The organism is Shimia haliotis (assembly GCF_900114415.1).
In the GTDB taxonomy this organism is placed as follows: domain Bacteria; phylum Pseudomonadota; class Alphaproteobacteria; order Rhodobacterales; family Rhodobacteraceae; genus Shimia; species Shimia haliotis.
The window spans coordinates 74,330-92,827 of record NZ_FOSZ01000005.1; the positions used below are offsets into that span (position 1 = coordinate 74,330).

General features: G+C 58.3%; 16 protein-coding genes. 11 read left to right on the forward strand and 5 right to left on the reverse strand.

Annotated features, from left to right (window positions below; genetic code table 11):
• Positions 1-23 precede the first annotated feature (23 nt).
• From BM069_RS12865 to BM069_RS12885, 5 genes are all read left to right on the forward strand, one after another.
• Complete coding sequence (locus tag BM069_RS12865; protein ID WP_093324247.1) at positions 24-524, forward strand: hypothetical protein; 501 nt, start codon at positions 24-26, stop codon at positions 522-524.
• Positions 524-2,467: a penicillin-binding protein 2 gene (gene mrdA, locus BM069_RS12870; RefSeq protein ID WP_093324249.1), complete on the forward strand. Its 1,944-nt coding sequence runs from the start codon at positions 524-526 to the stop codon at positions 2,465-2,467. Before BM069_RS12865 ends, mrdA begins: the two co-directional genes overlap by 1 nt.
• Positions 2,468-2,475: 8 nt before the next feature.
• On the forward strand, positions 2,476-3,615 hold the full coding sequence (gene rodA, locus BM069_RS12875; RefSeq protein WP_093324250.1) for a rod shape-determining protein RodA: 1,140 nt from the start codon (positions 2,476-2,478) through the stop codon (positions 3,613-3,615).
• A gap of 144 nt (positions 3,616-3,759) precedes the next feature.
• Complete coding sequence (locus BM069_RS12880; RefSeq protein WP_093324588.1) at positions 3,760-4,170, forward strand: VOC family protein; 411 nt, start codon at positions 3,760-3,762, stop codon at positions 4,168-4,170.
• Positions 4,167-5,096: a 2-hydroxyacid dehydrogenase gene (locus BM069_RS12885; RefSeq protein WP_093324252.1), complete on the forward strand. Its 930-nt coding sequence runs from the start codon at positions 4,167-4,169 to the stop codon at positions 5,094-5,096. The genes BM069_RS12880 and BM069_RS12885 overlap by 4 nt, the downstream gene beginning before the upstream one ends.
• A 51-nt stretch (positions 5,097-5,147) precedes the next feature.
• On the opposite strand, the gene BM069_RS12890 is transcribed toward BM069_RS12885, so the two are convergent.
• Together BM069_RS12890 and BM069_RS12895 are read right to left on the reverse strand one after the other, a co-directional pair.
• Positions 5,148-5,939 (reverse strand): SseB family protein, encoded by a 792-nt coding sequence (locus BM069_RS12890; RefSeq protein WP_093324253.1) that lies wholly within the window; start codon positions 5,937-5,939, stop codon positions 5,148-5,150.
• Positions 5,936-6,517 carry a uracil-DNA glycosylase family protein gene (locus BM069_RS12895; protein ID WP_093324589.1) on the reverse strand — a complete coding sequence of 194 codons (582 nt, stop codon included), beginning with the start codon at positions 6,515-6,517 and terminating at the stop codon, positions 5,936-5,938. The genes BM069_RS12890 and BM069_RS12895 overlap by 4 nt, the downstream gene beginning before the upstream one ends.
• A gap of 86 nt (positions 6,518-6,603) precedes the next feature.
• Between BM069_RS12895 and BM069_RS12900 the strand changes: the two genes are divergently transcribed.
• The 6 genes from BM069_RS12900 (at position 6,604) to BM069_RS12925 (ending at position 12,927) form a co-directional block, all read left to right on the forward strand.
• Positions 6,604-6,948, forward strand: coding sequence for an ArsR/SmtB family transcription factor (locus tag BM069_RS12900; RefSeq protein ID WP_093324255.1), 345 nt, complete (start codon positions 6,604-6,606; stop codon positions 6,946-6,948).
• On the forward strand, positions 6,941-7,975 hold the full coding sequence (locus BM069_RS12905) for a permease (protein ID WP_093324256.1): 1,035 nt from the start codon (positions 6,941-6,943) through the stop codon (positions 7,973-7,975). The genes BM069_RS12900 and BM069_RS12905 overlap by 8 nt, the downstream gene beginning before the upstream one ends.
• 252 nt (positions 7,976-8,227) lie before the next feature.
• Complete coding sequence (locus BM069_RS12910; protein ID WP_093324258.1) at positions 8,228-8,887, forward strand: ABC transporter ATP-binding protein; 660 nt, start codon at positions 8,228-8,230, stop codon at positions 8,885-8,887.
• Positions 8,865-10,565, forward strand: a complete 1,701-nt coding sequence (locus BM069_RS12915; protein WP_093324259.1) for a KpsE/RkpR family capsule polysaccharide export protein — start codon at positions 8,865-8,867, stop codon at positions 10,563-10,565. Before BM069_RS12910 ends, BM069_RS12915 begins: the two co-directional genes overlap by 23 nt.
• Positions 10,565-11,398: a 3-deoxy-8-phosphooctulonate synthase gene (gene kdsA / locus BM069_RS12920; RefSeq protein WP_093324261.1), complete on the forward strand. Its 834-nt coding sequence runs from the start codon at positions 10,565-10,567 to the stop codon at positions 11,396-11,398. The genes BM069_RS12915 and kdsA overlap by 1 nt, the downstream gene beginning before the upstream one ends.
• 32 nt (positions 11,399-11,430) lie before the next feature.
• The gene (locus tag BM069_RS12925; RefSeq protein WP_093324262.1) at positions 11,431-12,927 is read left to right on the forward strand and encodes a phosphomannomutase/phosphoglucomutase; all 1,497 of its coding nucleotides are present in this window, start codon (positions 11,431-11,433) and stop codon (positions 12,925-12,927) included.
• A 75-nt stretch (positions 12,928-13,002) separates the two neighbouring features.
• On the opposite strand, the gene BM069_RS12930 is transcribed toward BM069_RS12925, so the two are convergent.
• From BM069_RS12930 to glpD, 3 genes are all read right to left on the reverse strand, one after another.
• A complete protein-coding gene (locus tag BM069_RS12930) occupies positions 13,003-13,953 on the reverse strand; it encodes an NAD(P)-dependent oxidoreductase (protein ID WP_093324264.1) in 951 nt (316 codons plus the stop codon).
• Positions 13,954-14,210: 257 nt separating this feature from the next.
• Complete coding sequence (locus BM069_RS12935) at positions 14,211-16,427, reverse strand: NADP-dependent isocitrate dehydrogenase (RefSeq protein WP_093324265.1); 2,217 nt, start codon at positions 16,425-16,427, stop codon at positions 14,211-14,213.
• 156 nt (positions 16,428-16,583) lie between these two features.
• Positions 16,584-18,185 carry a glycerol-3-phosphate dehydrogenase gene (gene glpD / locus BM069_RS12940; protein ID WP_093324591.1) on the reverse strand — a complete coding sequence of 534 codons (1,602 nt, stop codon included), beginning with the start codon at positions 18,183-18,185 and terminating at the stop codon, positions 16,584-16,586.
• Positions 18,186-18,498 lie beyond the last annotated feature (313 nt).

Genomic DNA, 18,498 nt, shown 5'->3' on the forward strand with positions numbered 1-18,498 from the left:
GGGTTGGTTCCCGAGTGTGGGGGATGCGCGTGCTTTTTGCCGCGTTGTGTCTGGCGTTTATCTTTCTCAAGCTCACCCCCTTTAGCACAGCCCCGCAGTTGTGGACCGGTCCGGACTGGATGGTGGTACTTTCGCTTGCTTGGGCTGCACGCCAACCGGATTACACTCCAGCGTGGCTGATCGCCGGAATGTTTCTGTTGGCGGATTTCCTGTTGATGCGCCCGCCGGGATTGGGGGCCTTTGTGATGGTGATCGCCGTCGAAGTCCAACGCCGCCGCGCCCCAAGCATACGCGATGCGACCTTTGTCACCGAATGGGCAACAGCGGCGGGCCTTATGCTGGCAACCGCCTTGGCGGCCCGCCTCATCATGTTGGTCGTTTTTGTAGATCCCCCCTCCCTTGGGCTCACGCTCATTCAAGTATTGATGAATTTTGCCACCTATCCACTTGTGGTATTGCTCTCTCAAGTCCTGTTTGGCGTGCGGCGGCAGGCCGCGCGTGACGGGCATTTGGGGACCACCTGATGAGAAAGAACCCTCAGGAAAATGCCGAAACGCACAGCCGCGTCACGAGACGGGCGCTTCTTTTGGGAGGCGCACAGCTTGTGTTTATGGGCGGCCTTGGCCTGCGCATGCGTCAGCTTCAGCTCGAGCAGGCAGACCAGTTCCGTCTGCTCGCCGAAGAAAACCGCATCAACATCCGACTGATACCGCCGGCCCGCGGCCAGATTTTTGACCGCAACGGGGTTGCCATCGCGCGCAACGAGCCTGCGTACCGAATTACTCTTGTTCCAGAAGACGCCGGTGATGTGGATGAGGTGATCGCCCGCCTCGCCTCTTTGATCGAACTCGATCCGGGAGAGTTGGAAGCCGCCGCCGCGGAGATGAAACGATCTCCGCCGTTTCTGCCGGTGACTGTGGCAGATCGCATCTCATGGGAAGACCTGTCTCGGGTTGCCGTGAACACGCCAGTGTTACCCGGTGTCACTCCCGAAGTGGGCTTGTCTCGGTTTTATCCTATGCGCGGTGATTTTGCTCATGTGGTCGGCTACGTTGGTCCGGTATCGGACTATGATCTGTCAAAAATTGAAAATCCGGATCAGCTTCTGCGCATCCCCCGCTTTCAGATCGGCAAAGTGGGCCTGGAAGGCAAAATGGAGGAATCTCTGCGCGGGAAGGCCGGCACAAAACGCGTCGAAGTGAATGCGGTAGGCCGCGTCATGCGCGAACTGGACCGTCGGGAAGGCCAACAGGGCGACGATGTGCAATTGACCATCGATCAGGGGCTGCAGTCTTACACGCAAGCCCGCCTTGGTGACGAAAGCGCCGCAGCGATCGTTATGGATTGCAATACAGGCGATCTGTTGACTGTTGCCTCAGCGCCCACATTTGATCCCAACCTCTTTGTAGAGGGCATTTCCGTTGCTGCGTATCGCGAGTTGACGGACAATGACTACCGCCCCCTGGCCGCAAAAACAGTTCAAGGCACTTATCCTCCCGGCTCCACCTTCAAAATGATCACTGCGTTAGCCGCGCTTGAGGAAGGCATTGCCTTTCCCGATCACACTGTGTGGTGCCCGGGACACCTTGAAGTCTCCAACCGCCGCTTTCACTGCTGGAAACGCGCGGGCCATGGCCATGTGAACCTTGCTCAGGCTCTGCGCGAAAGCTGTGACGTCTATTTCTACGAACTCGCGCTCGAAGTCGGCATCGACAAGATCTCTGCGATGGCCGCCCGCTTTGGCATCGGCGAGCGCTTCGACCTGCCTATGTCGGGTGTCGCCAAGGGGCTGAACCCGACACGGGACTGGAAACGCGATGTGCGCGGCGCGGACTGGGTTGTCGGGGACACGGTGAATGTCTCGATCGGACAGGGGTTTGTTCTGACGTCGCCCTTGCAGCTGGCGGTGATGACCGCGCGCTTGGCGACGGGTCGCGATGTGTCGCCCCGCCTTGTGAAATCCATCAATGGCGTGGACACGCCACAGCCCCCCTCCAAACGGCTTGGCATCAACGAAGCCTTTCTGAATGAAGTGCGGCGCGGGATGTATGCCGTTTCCAATCACCGGCGAGGCACCGCCTATGGAAGCAGGATCATCGAAGATACCAATCGTCTCGCGGGAAAAACCGGCACCTCGCAAGTCCGCAACATCACCGCAGCTGAACGCGCGCGCGGTGTGTCACGCAACGAAGATCTGCCATGGAACCGGCGCGACCATGCGCTGTTTGTGAACTTTGCGCCTTATGACAATCCGAAATATGCCGTGGCCGTGGTGGTGGAACATGGCGGCGGCGGGTCAAAGGCCGCTGCACCAATCGCCCGCGACATCACCCTGCAAGCGCTGCACGGTGGCCAGCCGCCGCTGGAAGCTTACCCGGCCAAGGACCGAAAACGCATCGAGGAGCAACAGGAACGGCTGCAAAAACTCGTTCCCGGACGCAACCTCACGCGGCGGGACAGAGCCTAGGAGCCGGCATGAGTTATCTTGAGTATTCCGTCAAACATGTGCCAACCGGGCCGAGCAAGATCCTGCATTTTAACTGGGCCTTGCTACTTTTGATCAGCGCCGTGGCGGGAGTCGGATTTCTGATGCTGTATTCGGTGGCCGGAGGGTCATTCCAACCGTGGGCCGAACCGCAAATGAAACGATACGCTTTGGGCGTGGTTGTGATGTTCATGTGCGCGATGGTGCCCATTTGGTTCTGGCGCTCGGTCTCCGGCGCCGCATACCTTGGCACCCTTGTTTTGCTGGTTCTGGTCGAAGTGATGGGCAGCGTCGGGATGGGCGCGCAGCGATGGATTGACCTTGGCTTCATGCGCCTCCAGCCAAGTGAGTTGATGAAGGTCACGCTGGTGATGGCCTTGGCTGCCTACTATGATTGGCTGCCGCCGCGCAAAACGTCGCGGCCGCAATATGTTCTAATCCCCGTCATTCTGATCCTCATTCCGACGGCCATGGTGCTGCGCCAACCGGACCTTGGCACCTCTATCCTTCTGCTGACCGGAGGCGCCATCGTGATGTTCGCCGCTGGGGTGCATTGGGGGTATTTCACAGCCGTGATTAGCATGGGGGTCGGACTGGTTTTTGCGGTTTTTCAATCGCGGGGCACCTCTTGGCAGCTTTTGAAAGACTATCAATACCGGCGCATCGACACCTTTTTGGATCCTGCCTCTGACCCACTGGGCGCGGGCTATCACATCACCCAGTCAAAGATTGCGCTTGGCTCCGGCGGCTGGACGGGCCGCGGCTTTATGCAAGGCACACAAAGCCGGCTGAATTTTCTTCCGGAAAAGCACACCGACTTTATTTTTACCACGCTGGCAGAAGAGTTCGGCTACATCGGGGCCATCTCTTTGCTGGCGCTGTATATGCTGATCATTCTCTTTTGCCTCGCAAGCGCGATCTCGAACCGCGACCGCTATGCCTCTTTGCTGACCATCGGAGTTGCGAGCACGTTTTTCCTGTTCTTTGCCGTCAACATGTCGATGGTCATGGGGCTCGCACCGGTGGTCGGTGTGCCGCTTCCTTTGGTCAGCTATGGCGGCTCCGCGATGCTCGTTCTGATGTTGGCGTTTGGCCTTTTGCAAAGCGCGCACGTCCACCGTCCGCGATAACAAGCCACCCAATGCACGGCCAATGGGCCGGCCCCTATCTCACAGCACCGCTGTGAGCACACCCCGAGGTGCTTTCGGCCCATTAGAAGGCTGCTTGTCCTCAGAACGGCCTTGTGCGCAAATGCGCCCAAACAGGAGGACATCATGAGCGTTTTTCATTTGGCTTTTAACGTCAGGGATCTGGACGAAACACGCGCCTTTTACGGCGATCTCCTTGGGTGTCGAGAGGGCCGCAGCACCGAAACCTGGGTGGATTTTGATTTCTTCGGTCATCAGATCTCGCTGCATCTGGGCGAACCCTTTGCAACGGCCAATACGGGCCATGTGGGCGACCATTTGGTGCCTATGCCGCATCTCGGAGTGATTTTGCCCAAACCAAGCTGGGACGCACTGGCCCAGAGGCTGACAGAGGCCGGAATGGACTTCGTTCTTGCGCCTTTCACCCGCTTCAAGGGCGAACCTGGTGAGCAAAGCACGATGTTCTTTCGGGATCCTTCAGGCAATCCGATCGAGATCAAGGGATTTGCAGATATGGACGGAGTATTTGCATCATGATCAACGTGCTTTTCGCTGCCAAGCCGGATCGCTGGGACGAATATGAGGCGGACCTCCGCACCGCATTCGCAGCGCTGGACCTGCCTGTCGATCTGCGCACCGAGTTCCCGGCGCAAGACGTGGACTACATCATCTATGCCCCCAACAGTCCAGTGCAGGACTTTCGCCCCTATACCCGCTGCAAGGCGGTGTTGAACCTGTGGGCCGGTGTCGAGAATGTTGTCGGCAATGACACCCTGACTCAGCCCCTCGCCCGCATGGTCGATCCCGGGATGACGCAAGGCATGATTGAATTTGTCGTCGGCCACGTCATGCGGCATCACCTCGGGATGGATTTGCACATTCATGGCCAAGACGGTGTCTGGCGCGACCATGTCCCGCCGCTCGCGCAGGATCGGCGTGTTTCGGTGCTTGGCCTTGGGGAACTTGGGATGGCCTGTGCCAACGCATTGTCCGGTCTGGGCTTTCCGGTCACAGGATGGAGCCGCCGCGCCAAATCAGCCCCCAACATCACGTGTCGTCATGGCGAGGACGGCTTGCGCGAAACACTGGAACAGGCCGATATCTTGATCCTGTTGCTGCCCAAAACGGCGTCTACAGAAAACCTGTTGAACGAAGAACGCCTAAGCTGGATGCCCAAGGGCGCGGTTATTGTGAACCCAGGTCGCGGGCAGCTAATCGACGACACCGCCCTTCTGGCTTCGCTTGACGCGGGCCACATCGCACATGCGACACTGGACGTCTTCCGGATCGAACCGCTGCCGGTCGATCATCGCTATTGGTCGCACCCACAGGTGACGGTCACGCCGCACATCGCTTCTGAAACTCGCGCCCGCACCGCATCCGAGGTGATTGCGGAAAACATCCGGCGGGGCGAAGTCGGGGAGGACTTCCTGCACCTTGTAGATCGAACCGCAGGGTATTGACGGCGAAACGGCGAACGAGGGCGATGCCAGCCGCATCAAACCCGCGTTACGTCACTTCAATATCGGCGGATTATCCGGGTCGCTGCCGGGCGTCACCGGCACATAGTCCTGCCGCTGTTCCGGCTGTGGAAGGTCAAACCGAAGGCCCGCACGTGCCAATTGGGCCGCCGCCACATCATTGGCGCCGAAAAACGCGACATCCAAAGCCCCCGCTTCAATGCCTGAGAATGTCAGCGCTTCGTTCACTGCCTTGGCCAACGCACCTTGGGCCGCTTCCACCGCATCAACAAATCCCAGCATATGCGATTTGGCGCCGGACTCGTAAGTCACGCCGACGAGATAGGCCATTTTGGCCAAACCGGCTGTGGTGGCCAGCTTTGCATCCAGCGCAGCAATAAGGGTTTCCGGCAACCCTGCGGGCGCTGTGAAGGCCTCTACCTTGGCTTCCATTTCATCTGGGGCATGGGTCAGTGTATCCACCAGCCAGCCAAGCGCCTCGGCCGGCACCAACATCGATGAAGGCGCAATTTCAGGGTTAAGCGCAAGCCCGATCCCCTGCCCCGCGAGCATATTGGCAATGATCCGGCCAGACAGCGCGGCATAGGGCGCGACACGGCCAACAAACTGGCTTAGCCGCTCCTCGGTATCAAAAACCAGAACGAAAGACGCATCCGACGTTTCAAACACCTCCGGCGCAATCCGATCGCCTTCAGGCTCTTTTTCCAGAAGCAGAAACAATTCGGCATCCGCCAACCGCTCAAAAAACCGCAACCGCGCGCCATCATCCGACGGAGCGGCTTCCATTGCGGCGTGGAATTGATCAAGCGGGGTCACATCAGTCATGCGAGAACGTCCTCTATACGCGCCCGCAGCACCGGAAGCAGATCTGCCTCAAACCACGGGTTCTTCTTGAGCCAAGCCGTATTCCGCCACGACGGATGAGGCAAGGGGAAGGCTAAGGGCGCATGGTCGCGCCACGCGGCAACCGTGTCGGTGACGCCGGCCTTGGTGCCAAAATGCCATTTCTGAGCGTGCCCGCCGACGACCAGTGTCAGGGGCACCTCGCCAAGCTCGTCCATCACACGTGCCCGCCATGTTTTGGCGCAGACCGGCGGCGGCGGCAGGTCGCTGCCCTTGGCATTGTAGCCCGGAAAACAGAAAGCCATTGGCACTATGGCGATGCGAGATTTGTCATAAAATGTCGCCTCATTCACTCCCATCCACGCCCGCAACCGATCCCCTGACGGATCGGTGAACGGCTTGCCGCTTGCGTGTACACGTGCGCCCGGAGCCTGACCAACTATTAGGAGTCGCGCACCGCGTCGAAACCATGCCACAGGCCGAGGAGAATGCGCGCTGTGTGTTTGTAAAAACCGCGCCTCACACTCCCGACACGCGGCGATTTCTTCCTGCAAATCCATAAGCTTGTGATAGCGGACAAACATTACTTCGACAATTATCGAAATAAAAGCTTGCACCTCGGCTTCATTTCGATATTTTTAGAAATATGAAACATGACACTCCCACCGATATCACTCTCACCCTGGCGGCCTCGACATTTGCCGCGCTTGGGTCGGAACAACGTCTGTCTGTTCTGCGCAGTCTCGTGCGTGCCGGCAGCGACGGGTTGACCATCGGCGAGCTTGGCAAACGCACGGGCGTGACCGGCTCCACGCTGACACACCACATGAAAATCCTCGCTCAGGCGGGGCTTGTGACTCAAGAAAAACAGGGGCGCTCCATCATTTGCGCGGCGGTCGCGTATGACGCGGTCCGCGACCTCTCAACTTTCCTCCTCAAAGAATGCTGTGCAGACAGCACCAGCCCCGACAAGGACCACTCACATGGCTGACACGACCCAAACCCCATCTCCGCTTGGCACCCGGCTCGCAAAAGTCGACAAGGCATGGGCGGCCTCTATTCTGATTCTCATCAGCGTTGCCGTTCTCGATCCGCCGCAGTTCCGGCCGACGGTGGATTTCACGGCCAACGCTTTGCTGCACACTGCGCCGTTCATTCTATTTGCCATCTTTGCGATCGGCTATCTCAAGGCCACTGGTGCCGAGAACCTGCTGGCCAAAGCGTTTGAAGGGCGAGAAACACGTATGATCGTGCTCGCAGCTTTACTGGGCGGGCTCTCTCCTTTTTGTTCCTGCGAAGTGATCCCCTTTATCGCTGCCTTGCTGGCCGTCGGCGCACCTCTGTCTGCTGTCATGGCATTCTGGCTCGCCTCACCGCTTATGGATCCTGCGATGTTTGCAATCACTTCCGGCACTTTGGGCTATGAATTTGCGCTGGCAAAGGCCGCGTCCGCAATTGGTCTGGGCCTGCTTGGCGGCTTTGGCACAATGCTCTTGAAATCCACCCCTGTCTTCGCCGACCCCTTGCGTGCAAAGCCGCAAGTCGGTGGCTGCTGCGGCGTGTCCAAACCGTTTTCCGACAAGCCGGAATGGAAATTCTGGAAAGAAAAGGCGCGTCGTGACACCTTCCGCGACACCACCATTGAAAACGGCCTGTTCCTATTGAAATGGCTGGCGCTGGCCTATGTCATCGAAGCCCTGATGATCCACTACGTACCCGCGGAATGGATCGCGCAAATCCTTGGCGGCGACGGGTTCCAGCCGATTTTTCTGGGGGCCTTGGTTGGTGCGCCCGCCTATCTGAATGGCTATGCAGCTGTGCCACTTGTTGCCGGCCTTTTGGAACAGGGCATGTCAAACGGCGCGGCCATGTCGTTCATGATCGCAGGCGGTGTAAGCTGTATCCCCGCAGCCATCGCGGTCTGGGCTCTTGTAAAACCCCGCGTTTTTGCGGCTTACTTTGGCTACGCGATGCTGGGTGCACTGATCGCTGGTACTGTGTGGCAGGCCGTCGCCTGAAACCAAGTTTGATACCACCTGTGGACGCTGTCATGGCGTCCACACTCTTTTTGCGACAGTGAATGTCACCGGAATTGCGCCCCAAAATCCGCAAATCCCGGAAATTTCCGTGAAATACCGGCCTCAACGCCCAAATTCTGCCCCAAGCCGTTGCTAAGACAACCCCACATCCGACATATTGGGAAAAACGCCGACAGAGAGCGTTAACCTGGTTACGTTAAAGTGTCGGAAGAGCAGTGGCAGGAGCATCGGATGCTCGAGTTTGAAAACGTGAGCAAGTCCTTCTGGACCGGCACGCAGCGCAAGGTGATCCTTGACCGCGTGTCTTTTCGCGTTGAACTTGGAAACTCGCTTGGCATCCTCGCGCCGAACGGTACTGGCAAAACCACACTGATCAACATGATGGCCGGCCTTGAAAAACCGGACGAAGGCGTGATCCGGCGCGACTGCAGGATTTCCTTCCCGCTCGGTTTTATGGGCGGCGTGGTGAACAAACACACCGCCGTGGAAAACAGCCGCTACATCGCCCGCCTTTACGGGTTGGACCCCGACTACGTCGAAGCGTTCTGCCGCTGGCTTTGCAACCTTGGCGAATACTTTGAACAGCCACTTGGCACTTATTCCTCCGGCATGCGCGCGCGCTTTACATTTGCCCTGATGCTGGCGTTGGATTTTGATATTTATCTGATCGATGAGGGCATGCCCTCCTCCACCGATGTGGAGTTCAACAAGAAAGCAGGCGATGTGCTCCGCGAGCGCCTGCGCACCACCACAATCATTATCGTGTCGCACCAGGCTCAGGTGCTAGAGAAATTTGCCAAATCCGCAGCCGTGCTGCTGAATGGCAAGCTCTATATGTTTGACACCTTGGAAGAGGCAAAGCAGCTCTATGACTACCAAACCCAAGGCTAAAAAATTCCGCATCCGCCGGTCCATTCCACAGGCCGCAGCGGACACCGGTGCGCCGGTCTCAAAGCCCCGCGTCATTGCTGGTGGCACAGCCGCCGCTACGCCTGAGCATTCCGCTGTTCCTCAACAAGCGGTCCCGCCCCAAGCGCCGCCCACGCCACAACCCGCTCCGCGAGCAAAAGCGACAGCGCAGCCTCCTGCGGCTACCGGATCGCCAGATGCGGACATTGAAGCGATCAAGCGTGAGGGGCTCACTGGCCGCCAGCTGCGCCTCGCGCGGCGGATGGCGCAAAAACACGGGCTTGCCGCTACGTCTGATTATGATGCGGTACGCCTTCTTCGCAACGCAGGCATCGACCCGTTCCAGCGTACAAATATGCTTGATCTGCTGCCGCCTGACGCAACCGGCGACGCGCGTGATACCGAAGCAAAGCCAAAATCCGGAAACAAAATGTCGATCGGCCGCATTCAGCTGCCTCAGACCATGCCGGTGGACAAAACCAATCTGCCGTCCACCGAAACGCGTTCACCTGCAGAAATGCGTGCAATGGAAATCGGCGAAATCCAGAAAGACATCGCGCGCCGCCGCCGCAAACGCATGCTTCTGCTGTTTGGCCGCCTTTCTGCCTTTGTCTTTTTGCCAACCATTTTCGCGGCTTGGTATTTTTATGGGGTGGCGACGCCCATGTACGCCACCAAATCCGCCTTCCTCGTACAGCAGGCCGACAGCACCGGCGGCTCCGGCCTTGGTTCGCTATTGCCTTCACAACTCAACGCCAACCAGGATGCCATCGCGGTTCAGGATTATCTGACATCAAAGGATGCGATGATCCGACTGGACAACGATGTTGGGTTTAAATCGCATTTCTCGGACCCAATGATCGACCCGATTCAGCGCCTCGATCCGAACCCGTCCAACGAAGAGGCCTACAAGCTCTATAAGAAGTTTGTGAAAATCGGCTATGACCCGACAGAAGGCTCGGTGAGGATGGAAGTGATTGCTGCCGATCCGGCGGTTGCCACCGCCTATTCGCGTGCGCTTATCACCTACGCAGAAGACCGTGTCGACGATCTGTCGCAGCGCAAACGTGAAGACCAGATGCGCGACGCCCGCCGCAGCCTGCAAGAGGCCAAGGACGAACGCCGCGCTGCGCAACTCGCGCTTGTTGAGAAACAGCAAAACACTGTTGTTGACCCGGAGGGCGTGATCGCCGCGCTGCGTCAACAAATCTCCAATGTTCAGGTGCAATTGCAGGAGAAAGAACTGCAACTGGCCGCCTTGCTCGACAACAGCCGCCCCAATCAGGCACGCGTAGACGGCGTGCGCGGTGACGTGCGCCGGCTGCAAAATCTGTTGGACAAACTCGAAACCGAAATGACCGATGCAACCGAGGGAGAGTCCTCACTTGCTGCCCAAACAGCGGAAATCCAGATCGCACAGGCCGATCTCGCCACGGCTGATCTGATCATGCAATCCGCGCTGCAAACGCTGAAACAAACCGAACTCGAAGCCTCCCGTCAGGTGCGTTACCTGACCACATCGGTCGAACCGGTGGCCTCCGAAGACGCGTCTTATCCGCGTAGTTTCGAGAACACGATCTTGGCCTTCCTGATTTTTTCAGGCATTTATCTGATGATATCGCTCACAGCGTCAATCCTCAGAGAACAGGTGTCTTCGTGATGAAAACTGTCGAGGTCGCAGACCTCAAGATCGGGAACGATCACCCGCTGACCGTCATTGCCGGTCCCTGCCAGCTCGAAAGTGCGGACCACGCGCAGATGATCGCCGGCACCATGAAAGACGCCTGTGCGGCTGTCGGCGCGCAGTATGTGTTCAAAGCCAGCTACGACAAGGCCAACCGCACGTCCCTGTCTGGCATTCGCGGAATGGGAATTGATGCTGGCCTTGCGGTGTTGGATGGCATCCGCAAAGAGTTCGGCGTGCCGGTGCTGACCGATGTACACACCGAAGAACAATGTGCGATTGCTGCTGAAGCGGTCGACATCCTGCAAATCCCCGCCTTCCTGTGTCGCCAGACCGACATGCTTTTGGCCGCCGGAAAAACCGGTGCCGTGGTGAACGTCAAAAAAGGTCAGTTTCTCGCACCGTGGGAGATGGGCAACATCGTCACCAAGATCGAAAGCACAGGCAACGACCGCATTCTGCTGACCGATCGTGGCACGTCGTTTGGCTATAACACGTTGGTTGCAGATATGCGCGGCCTGCCGCAAATGGCAACCACCGGCTATCCAGTGGTTATGGACGCCACCCACTCCGTTCAACAACCAGGCGGCAAGGGCGGAAGCTCGGGCGGCCAACGCGAATTCGCGCCGGTCATGGCCCGCGCGGCGGTTTCGCTGGGCATTGCCGCTGTGTTCATTGAAACCCACGATGATCCTGACAACGCGCCCTCTGACGGCCCCAACATGATCCCGCTCGATCAGATGGGGCAATTGATCGAAACATTGATGCGCTTTGACGAGTTGGCAAAGGCCAATCCGATCCGAATTTAACGACATTCATTAGTGACCGAGAGACCATTTCCATGAAAAAGCCCTTGCCCGACGTGCGCCCCAACACTTGGGAATTCCTGCGCGACCCGATGATCGCCCCAACCGGATTCCGTGAATACGACGCCCGCTGGCAATATCCCGAGGCCATCAACCTGCCCGGCATGACCGCGCTTGGATTTGGTCTGGGCACGCAAATGCAGCGGCGCGGGATTGAGCCTGTGATTGCGGTGGGCAACGATTATCGCGACTATTCCGTGGCCATCAAAATGGCGCTGATTGTCGGCCTGATGAAAGCCGGCATCCACGTCAAAGACATCGGTCCTGCCCTTTCGCCGATGGCCTATTTTGCACAGTTCCACCTTAATGCGCCTGCGGTGGCGATGGTGACAGCGTCACACAACCCCAACGGCTGGACCGGCGTCAAAATGGGCTTTGAAAAGCCGCTGACCCACGGTCCTGACGAAATGGCCGAGCTGCGCGACATCGTTCTAAACGGTGACTTTGACGCCCATGACGGCGGCAAACACGAGATCGTGGATGGCGTACGAGAAGCCTATATCGACGATCTGGTTGGCGACTTTAAGATGAGCCGCAAGCTCAAGGTTGTCTGCGCCACCGGCAACGGCACCGCGGCCGCTTTTGCGCCGGAAATCTTTGAACGCATGGGCGTTGAAGTCGTCGATAGCCACAACCGGCTCGACTACACCTTCCCCAACTACAACCCCAACCCTGAAGCCATGGAAATGCTGCACGACATGTCTGCAAGCGTCAAAGCCTCGGGTGCGGACCTTGCGCTTGGTTTTGACGGCGATGGCGATCGCTGCGGCGTGGTGGACGACGAAGGCGAAGAAATCTTTGCCGACAAGGTTGGCGTGATCATGGCCAAGGATTTGGGCAAGATCTACCCCAACGCGACCTTTGTCGCAGACGTGAAATCCACTGGCCTGTATGCCGCTGACCCGGACCTTTTGGCCACGGGAGCCAAAACCGATTACTGGAAAACCGGCCACAGCCACATGAAACGCCGTGTGCACGAACTCGGCGCGCTGGCGGGCTTTGAAAAATCCGGCCACTACTTCCTCGCAGGACCCATCGGGCGCGGCTATGACTGCGGCATGCGCGTTGCGGTGGAAATTTGCAAAATGCTGGACCGCAACCCAGACATGAAGATGTCTGACATGCGTAAAGCGCTGCCAAAAACATGGTCTACCCCGACCATGTCGCCTTATGCCTCTGATACCGAGAAATACGATATTCTTGACCGTCTGGTGGCCAAACTGGCGGCCAAACACGAGGCAGGCGACACATTTGCGGGCCGCGCCATCAAGGAAGTGGTGACCGTGAACGGCGCCCGCGTCATTCTCGACAACGGCAGCTGGGGGTTGGTACGCGCAAGCTCCAACACGCCAAACCTTGTTGTGGTGATCGAAAGCAACGACAGTGAAGACGAGATGCGTCAAATTTTTGCCGAGATCGACGCGGTGATCCGAACGGAACCCGGTGTTGGCGACTACGATCAGACCATCTGATCTTCTGCGCGATGTGCTCCCGCCCCTTTCTCGGGGGTGGGCATGGCTCACGGCTGACGCCGTGAGCCTTTTTCGTTAGGCGCGTCCGGTGGGGATCACCTCATAGCCGGGCTCTTCGGGCTCATCGTCGAGCATTTCCGGCGGAAATCCAGGCGCGAGGACGTCAACGCCCGCCGCCTCTTCCAGTCGTTTGATGATGTTGGGGCTCAGCTCGCGCTCGCCATAGCGCGCAATGCCATCGTCAAAAATATTGATCATCAACGGGTTCATCTCAAGCGGAACCCCTGCCCGATTGGCGACCTCCTGAAACAGGCCGATGTCCTTTTTCACGAGGTCCATCGTAAAGCTGATATCGCGGCTGCCGTTCAGTATCACCTGGCTCTCAGTGATGTGGCTGAAAGAATTTCCAGAGCTGATCTTGATCGCCTCGTATGCCGTATTGAGGTCCATCCCCGCAGCCGCGCAGGTGGTCAAGGCCTCTGCACTCGCCACCAGATGCGCCGTGGCAAGAAAGTTGGTAACAACCTTCAGAACCGAGGCCGACCCCAAATCGCCCGTGTGCAAAATCCGCCGCCCCATTGTGGTCAACAGCGGCAGAATGCGTTCAAACGTCGCCCGATCACAGCCCGCGAAAATGGCAATATTGCCGGTGTCCGCGCGATGGCACCCACCCGACACCGGACAATCCACTGCCGCGCCACCCGCCGCAATCACCATACCGCCCAGCCGCTTCACCTCGGCCTCATCCGTGGTCGACATTTCCATCCAGATTTTGCCGGAACCCACCTCTGGCAACATCTCCCGCATCACCGCATCGGACGCCGCAGGCGACGGCAAACAGGTGATCACCGCATCGCAATCGCGCATCATCTGCGCGGGATTCTCCCCCGCCGTTGCGCCTGCCGCAACCTTGCCAGCGACCAAGTCCGCGTTCAGGTCATAAACCGTCAAATCGACGCCATTCCTCAGCAAACTGCCACTCAGCTTGCCGCCCACATTGCCCAATCCGATAAAGCCGATTTTCATGACGCACTCCCTGTTGTGTTTCAAACAGGCTGCGCGGGCAACGCACGCAAGTCACGCACAAACGCGACTTTGCAAACGCCGTTTTTGAATTGTCTCGCTAAACCACAATGATCGCGCCCGAACCGAGGGGTGGAAGCGAAGCGCCCGCCCCGTGGGGGCGGTTCGGGCGCTAGCCAAAGCCTTGCTTTGGCTTTGGACATGCCCAACAAAAAAGCCGCCCCTCTCAGGGCGGCTTTCATTTCATGGATGTCTCAGCCTTAGCCGATAATCGCGTTCAGCGTTGCCGATGGGCGCATTACTTTTGCCTTCAGCTCTACAGACGGACGATAGTAGCCGCCGATGTCCGCTGCCGGACCCTGTGCCGCTGCCAGCTCTGCCAGAATGGCCGCTTCGCCGTCTGCCAGTGCCTTGGCGACGCCAGCAAACTCGGCCGCCAGATCAACGTCGTCGGACTGTGCCGCCAGCGCATCGGCCCAGTAGCGGGCGAACCAGTAGTGGCTGTCGCGGTTGTCTGGCTGGCCCACTTTGCGGGATGGTGACCGGTTGTCATCCAAAATGCCTTGGGTTGCCGCTTCCGCAGCCACGCCCAGAACACCGGCTTTGGCGTTGCCTTTGACGTCCGCAAGGAAGTTCAGGCTCTCACCCAGCGCGCAGAACTCACCCATGGAGTCCCAGCGCAGGTGGTTTTCTTCAACCAGCTGCTGCACGTGTTTGGGCGCGGAGCCACCAGCACCGGTTTCAAACAGACCGCCACCCTTCATCAACTTCACGATCGACAGCATTTTGGCAGAGGTGCCCAGCTCAAGGATCGGGAAGAGGTCGGTCAGGTAGTCACGCAGCACGTTACCGGTGATGGCGATGCTGTCGTTGCCGGCGGTGATGGTTTTCAGCGACTGTGCCGTCGCCTCACGTGGGGCCATGATCTGGAACAGATCCGCTTTGCCTGCTGCTTCCAGCGCAGGCGTCACGTATTTGATCAGCTCCGCGTCATGCGCGCGGTTTGCGTCCAACCAGAAGATCGCCTCCGAACCGGTCAAACGCTGACGGTCCAGCGCCAGTTCGATCCAGTTCTCGATCGGGGCCTTTTTCACGGTGCAGGAGCGCCAGATGTCGCCCGCTTCCACATCGTGGGAGTGCAGCACGTCGCCATTTTCCAGTACGATGCGGATAGAACCCGCTGCTGGGGCTTCAAACGTGGTTGGGTGGGAGCCATACTCTTCGGCCTTCTGAGCCATCAGACCAACGTTCGCCACGGACCCTGCGGTGGTCACGTCCAAGGCGCCGTTGGCTTTGAAGAAGTTGACGGTCTCGTCATAGACAGACGCATAGCAACGGTCAGGGATCACACAGTTTGTGTCACCTTTGTTGCCGGCTTCGTCCCAGCCTTTGCCGCCAGCACGGATCACTGCCGGCATCGAGGCGTCGATGATCACATCGGACGGCACGTGCAGGTTGGTGATGCCACGGTCCGAGTCGACCATGTACATCGACGGACGGTCCAGCGCCGCGATCTCGGCTTTGATCGCATCCGCATTATCCAGCGTGTCGATGGCGGCCAGAACGGCACCCAGACCGGAGTTCGGGGAACCACCGGCTGAGGCAATCGCGTCGCCATGCGCATCCCAAACCGGACCCAGCCATGCCTTGACTGCGTGGCCAAAGATGATCGGGTCCGACACCTTCATCATGGTGGCTTTCATGTGCAGGGAGAACATGGTGCCGTCGGCTTTGGTGTCTTCAATCGCGTCTGCAAGGAAAGCGCCCAGAGCGAATGCGGACATGAATGTCGCGTCAGCAACGGTGCCTTCTTCCAGCGGATAGCTGTCCTTAAGAACAGTCACGGCGCCATCTTTGCCGACAAACTCGATCTTCGCGTCACCAGCTTGGGCTGCGGAAATCGTGGCGGAGACTTCGTTTGCGTAAAAGTCGTTGCCCGGCATTGAGCTGACTTTGGTCTTGGACGCGCTGTCCCAAGCCCCCATGGAGTGCGGGTTGTTCTGGGCGTAGTTTTTCACTGCGCGCGCGGAGCGGCGATCAGAGTTGCCTTCGCGCAGGACTGGGTTCACAGCCGAGCCCTTAATGCTATCAAAACGGGCGCGGATCGCCTTTTCTTCGTCGGTCTGCGGATCTTCCGGATAGGCAGGGATATTGTAGCCCTGCGCCTGAAGTTCTTCGACGGCGGCGACCAGTTGCGGCACCGATGCGGAGATGTTTGGCAACTTGATGACATTGGCGCCCGGAGTTTTCACCAATTCGCCCAATGCGGCCAGATCGTCGGACTGACGCTGATCATCTGTCAGGTTCTCAGGGAAGGTCGCAATGATGCGTCCCGCCAGCGAAATGTCCGGTGTGCCCACAGAGATACCCGCTGCGGAAACAAATTTGCGGATGATCGGCAGAAAGGACGCCGAGGCCAGTTCGGGCGCTTCGTCTACAATTGTATACAGAATGTCTGGTGTCTTGTTTTCTGCCATTTTTCTCACAACCTTTTTTCGGGTTCGGGGTGTCTGTGATGGGTCTTTCATGGCGTCTGGCGCCGGAAATCCCGTCAAAATCTCCTCAGCCGTCGCGACAGGAAACCCGCACAACGGCAACGTGCAGGCTTCCTATATTCTGCAAAGCGGCAAAGATCAATTCTTGGCATGGCCCCGAGCAGGCGCATTTTGACGCGCCGCGGCAACGTGGCTTTCAAGCGCAGCGATTTCATCCGTCGAAAGCCTCAAGCCAAGCTTGGACCGCCGCCACACAATGTCTTCTGCACTGCACGCATATTCGCGGCGCATCAGCCAATCAACTTCAGCCTCCGTCAGGGTCGCGCCAAAGGCGCGCCCCAAATCTGCGGCTGTCTCGGCCGTGCCAAGAATGGTGTGCGCGTCCGTGCCATATGCCCGCACAAGGCGCTTTGCCCAAGCGGGTGTTAAAAATGGGTATTCGGTCCGCAAATCTGCAATCAACCCATCAACTCCGTCGACCGCAAAATCCCCCCCGGGCATCGCTACGCCTGCGGTCCAGTCACCGGTCGCACCCTCAAAGAACGGCACCAGCTTGGCCATGGCCGCCTCCGCGAGTTTGCGATAGGTCGTGATCTTACCGCCAAACACATTCAGGACCGGTGCTTGGTCGCCATCCAGTTTCAACACATAATCCCGTGTCGCAGCCGTGGCCGACGTCGCCCCATCATCATAGAGCGGACGCACCCCGCTATAGCGCCACACGATGTCGTCCATGCTGACGGGACGTTTGAAATACTGAGAGGCAAAGTCGCACAAATACTGCGCCTCCAGATCGGTGCACTTCGGCTGAACATCCGCATTTGTGTGTTCTTGGTCGGTGGTGCCGATGAGCGTGAAATCTTCCTGATAGGGAATGGCAAAGATGATCCGCCCGTCGGTGCCTTGAAAGAAATAGCTCCGATCGTGCTCAAAAAGCCGTTTGGTCACGATATGACTGCCCCGCACCAACCGGACGCCGGCCTTTGTATTCTCGCCCATAACCCCTTCGATCACATCCGCAACCCACGGGCCGGCCGCGTTCACCAGCGCGCGCGCAAACACGACGTCGCGCGCCCCGGTTTCAGTGTTTTCTGTTTCGACGCGCCACACATCCTCTTGGCGACGTGCCGAGACCACCCTGGTGCGGGTACGGATCACCGCCCCCCGCGCCGCGGCATCGCGGGCATTCAGAACCACCAGCCGGCTGTCTTCCACCCAACAGTCGCTGTATTCGAACGCTTTTTGGAACTTATCCAGCAAAGGCACACCAGCGGTATCGGCACTCAAATCCAGCGAACGTGTGCCAGGCAGAATTTTCCGGCCGCCCAGATGGTCATACATAAACAACCCCGTCCGGATCAGCCACCGAGGCCGCCGCCCCTTCATCCAGGGCATCACCAGGCTCAACAGCTTGGATGTTGGCGTTTCGTTGTCAAATCGCATGTCACGGTGCATCGGAAGCACAAACCGCATCGGCCAACTGATGTGCGGCATCGCGCGCAACAGCGTTTCACGCTCAACCAACGCTTCCCGCACCAGGCGCACTTCAAAATACTCCAGGTATCTCAATCCGCCATGAAACAGCTTTGTCGACGCGCTGGACGTCGCCGAGGCGAGGTCATTCATCTCGGCCAACTCAACCGACAGCCCCCGTCCCGCCGCATCACGGGCAATGCCACAGCCGTTGATGCCGCCGCCGATGACAAAGACATCCACCACATTTTCGCTTTTTGCTGACATAGGAACACTCACGAACATTTTAGAAAACCCACGAACCTCATTTTCCATCGTGCGTCAAGAGAAACGGCCCGCATTCTCTGCCGCGGCCCCAAAAGAAAGCCAGTCGGACCCTCCCCCAATGTTCGTGATTCAGTTTGGCAACACCCAATACGCAAATAAAGTTCTGCGCCCGCAAAACTTCGATCACCTGCTAAGGTAAAAATCGAATCAAATTTTTGTTTTTTGTAACGAGTGTAATTTAAAGCCAGTGGCGCTGCTTTTCAGCGTGGCCACATCAGTTTGAACGAGACGCCAAAAGGACAATTGGTGCTCG

Excerpts from the sequence above, each read along its gene's own strand:
- BM069_RS12890 (WP_093324253.1), bottom strand. The coding sequence starts at position 5,939 with ATGACTGATGTGACCCCGCTTGATCAATTCCACGCCGCAATGGAAGCC.
- BM069_RS12880 (WP_093324588.1), top strand. The coding sequence starts at position 3,760 with ATGAGCGTTTTTCATTTGGCTTTTAACGTCAGGGATCTGGACGAAACA.
- rodA (WP_093324250.1), top strand. The coding sequence starts at position 2,476 with ATGAGTTATCTTGAGTATTCCGTCAAACATGTGCCAACCGGGCCGAGC.
- glpD (WP_093324591.1), bottom strand. The coding sequence starts at position 18,185 with ATGTCAGCAAAAAGCGAAAATGTGGTGGATGTCTTTGTCATCGGCGGC.
- BM069_RS12930 (WP_093324264.1), bottom strand. The coding sequence starts at position 13,953 with ATGAAAATCGGCTTTATCGGATTGGGCAATGTGGGCGGCAAGCTGAGT.
- BM069_RS12910 (WP_093324258.1), top strand. The coding sequence starts at position 8,228 with ATGCTCGAGTTTGAAAACGTGAGCAAGTCCTTCTGGACCGGCACGCAG.
- BM069_RS12900 (WP_093324255.1), top strand. The coding sequence starts at position 6,604 with ATGAAACATGACACTCCCACCGATATCACTCTCACCCTGGCGGCCTCG.
- mrdA (WP_093324249.1), top strand. The coding sequence starts at position 524 with ATGAGAAAGAACCCTCAGGAAAATGCCGAAACGCACAGCCGCGTCACG.
- BM069_RS12885 (WP_093324252.1), top strand. The coding sequence starts at position 4,167 with ATGATCAACGTGCTTTTCGCTGCCAAGCCGGATCGCTGGGACGAATAT.
- BM069_RS12905 (WP_093324256.1), top strand. The coding sequence starts at position 6,941 with ATGGCTGACACGACCCAAACCCCATCTCCGCTTGGCACCCGGCTCGCA.
- BM069_RS12895 (WP_093324589.1), bottom strand. The coding sequence starts at position 6,517 with ATGGATTTGCAGGAAGAAATCGCCGCGTGTCGGGAGTGTGAGGCGCGG.
- BM069_RS12915 (WP_093324259.1), top strand. The coding sequence starts at position 8,865 with ATGACTACCAAACCCAAGGCTAAAAAATTCCGCATCCGCCGGTCCATT.
- kdsA (WP_093324261.1), top strand. The coding sequence starts at position 10,565 with ATGAAAACTGTCGAGGTCGCAGACCTCAAGATCGGGAACGATCACCCG.
- BM069_RS12865 (WP_093324247.1), top strand. The coding sequence starts at position 24 with ATGCGCGTGCTTTTTGCCGCGTTGTGTCTGGCGTTTATCTTTCTCAAG.
- BM069_RS12935 (WP_093324265.1), bottom strand. The coding sequence starts at position 16,427 with ATGGCAGAAAACAAGACACCAGACATTCTGTATACAATTGTAGACGAA.
- BM069_RS12925 (WP_093324262.1), top strand. The coding sequence starts at position 11,431 with ATGAAAAAGCCCTTGCCCGACGTGCGCCCCAACACTTGGGAATTCCTG.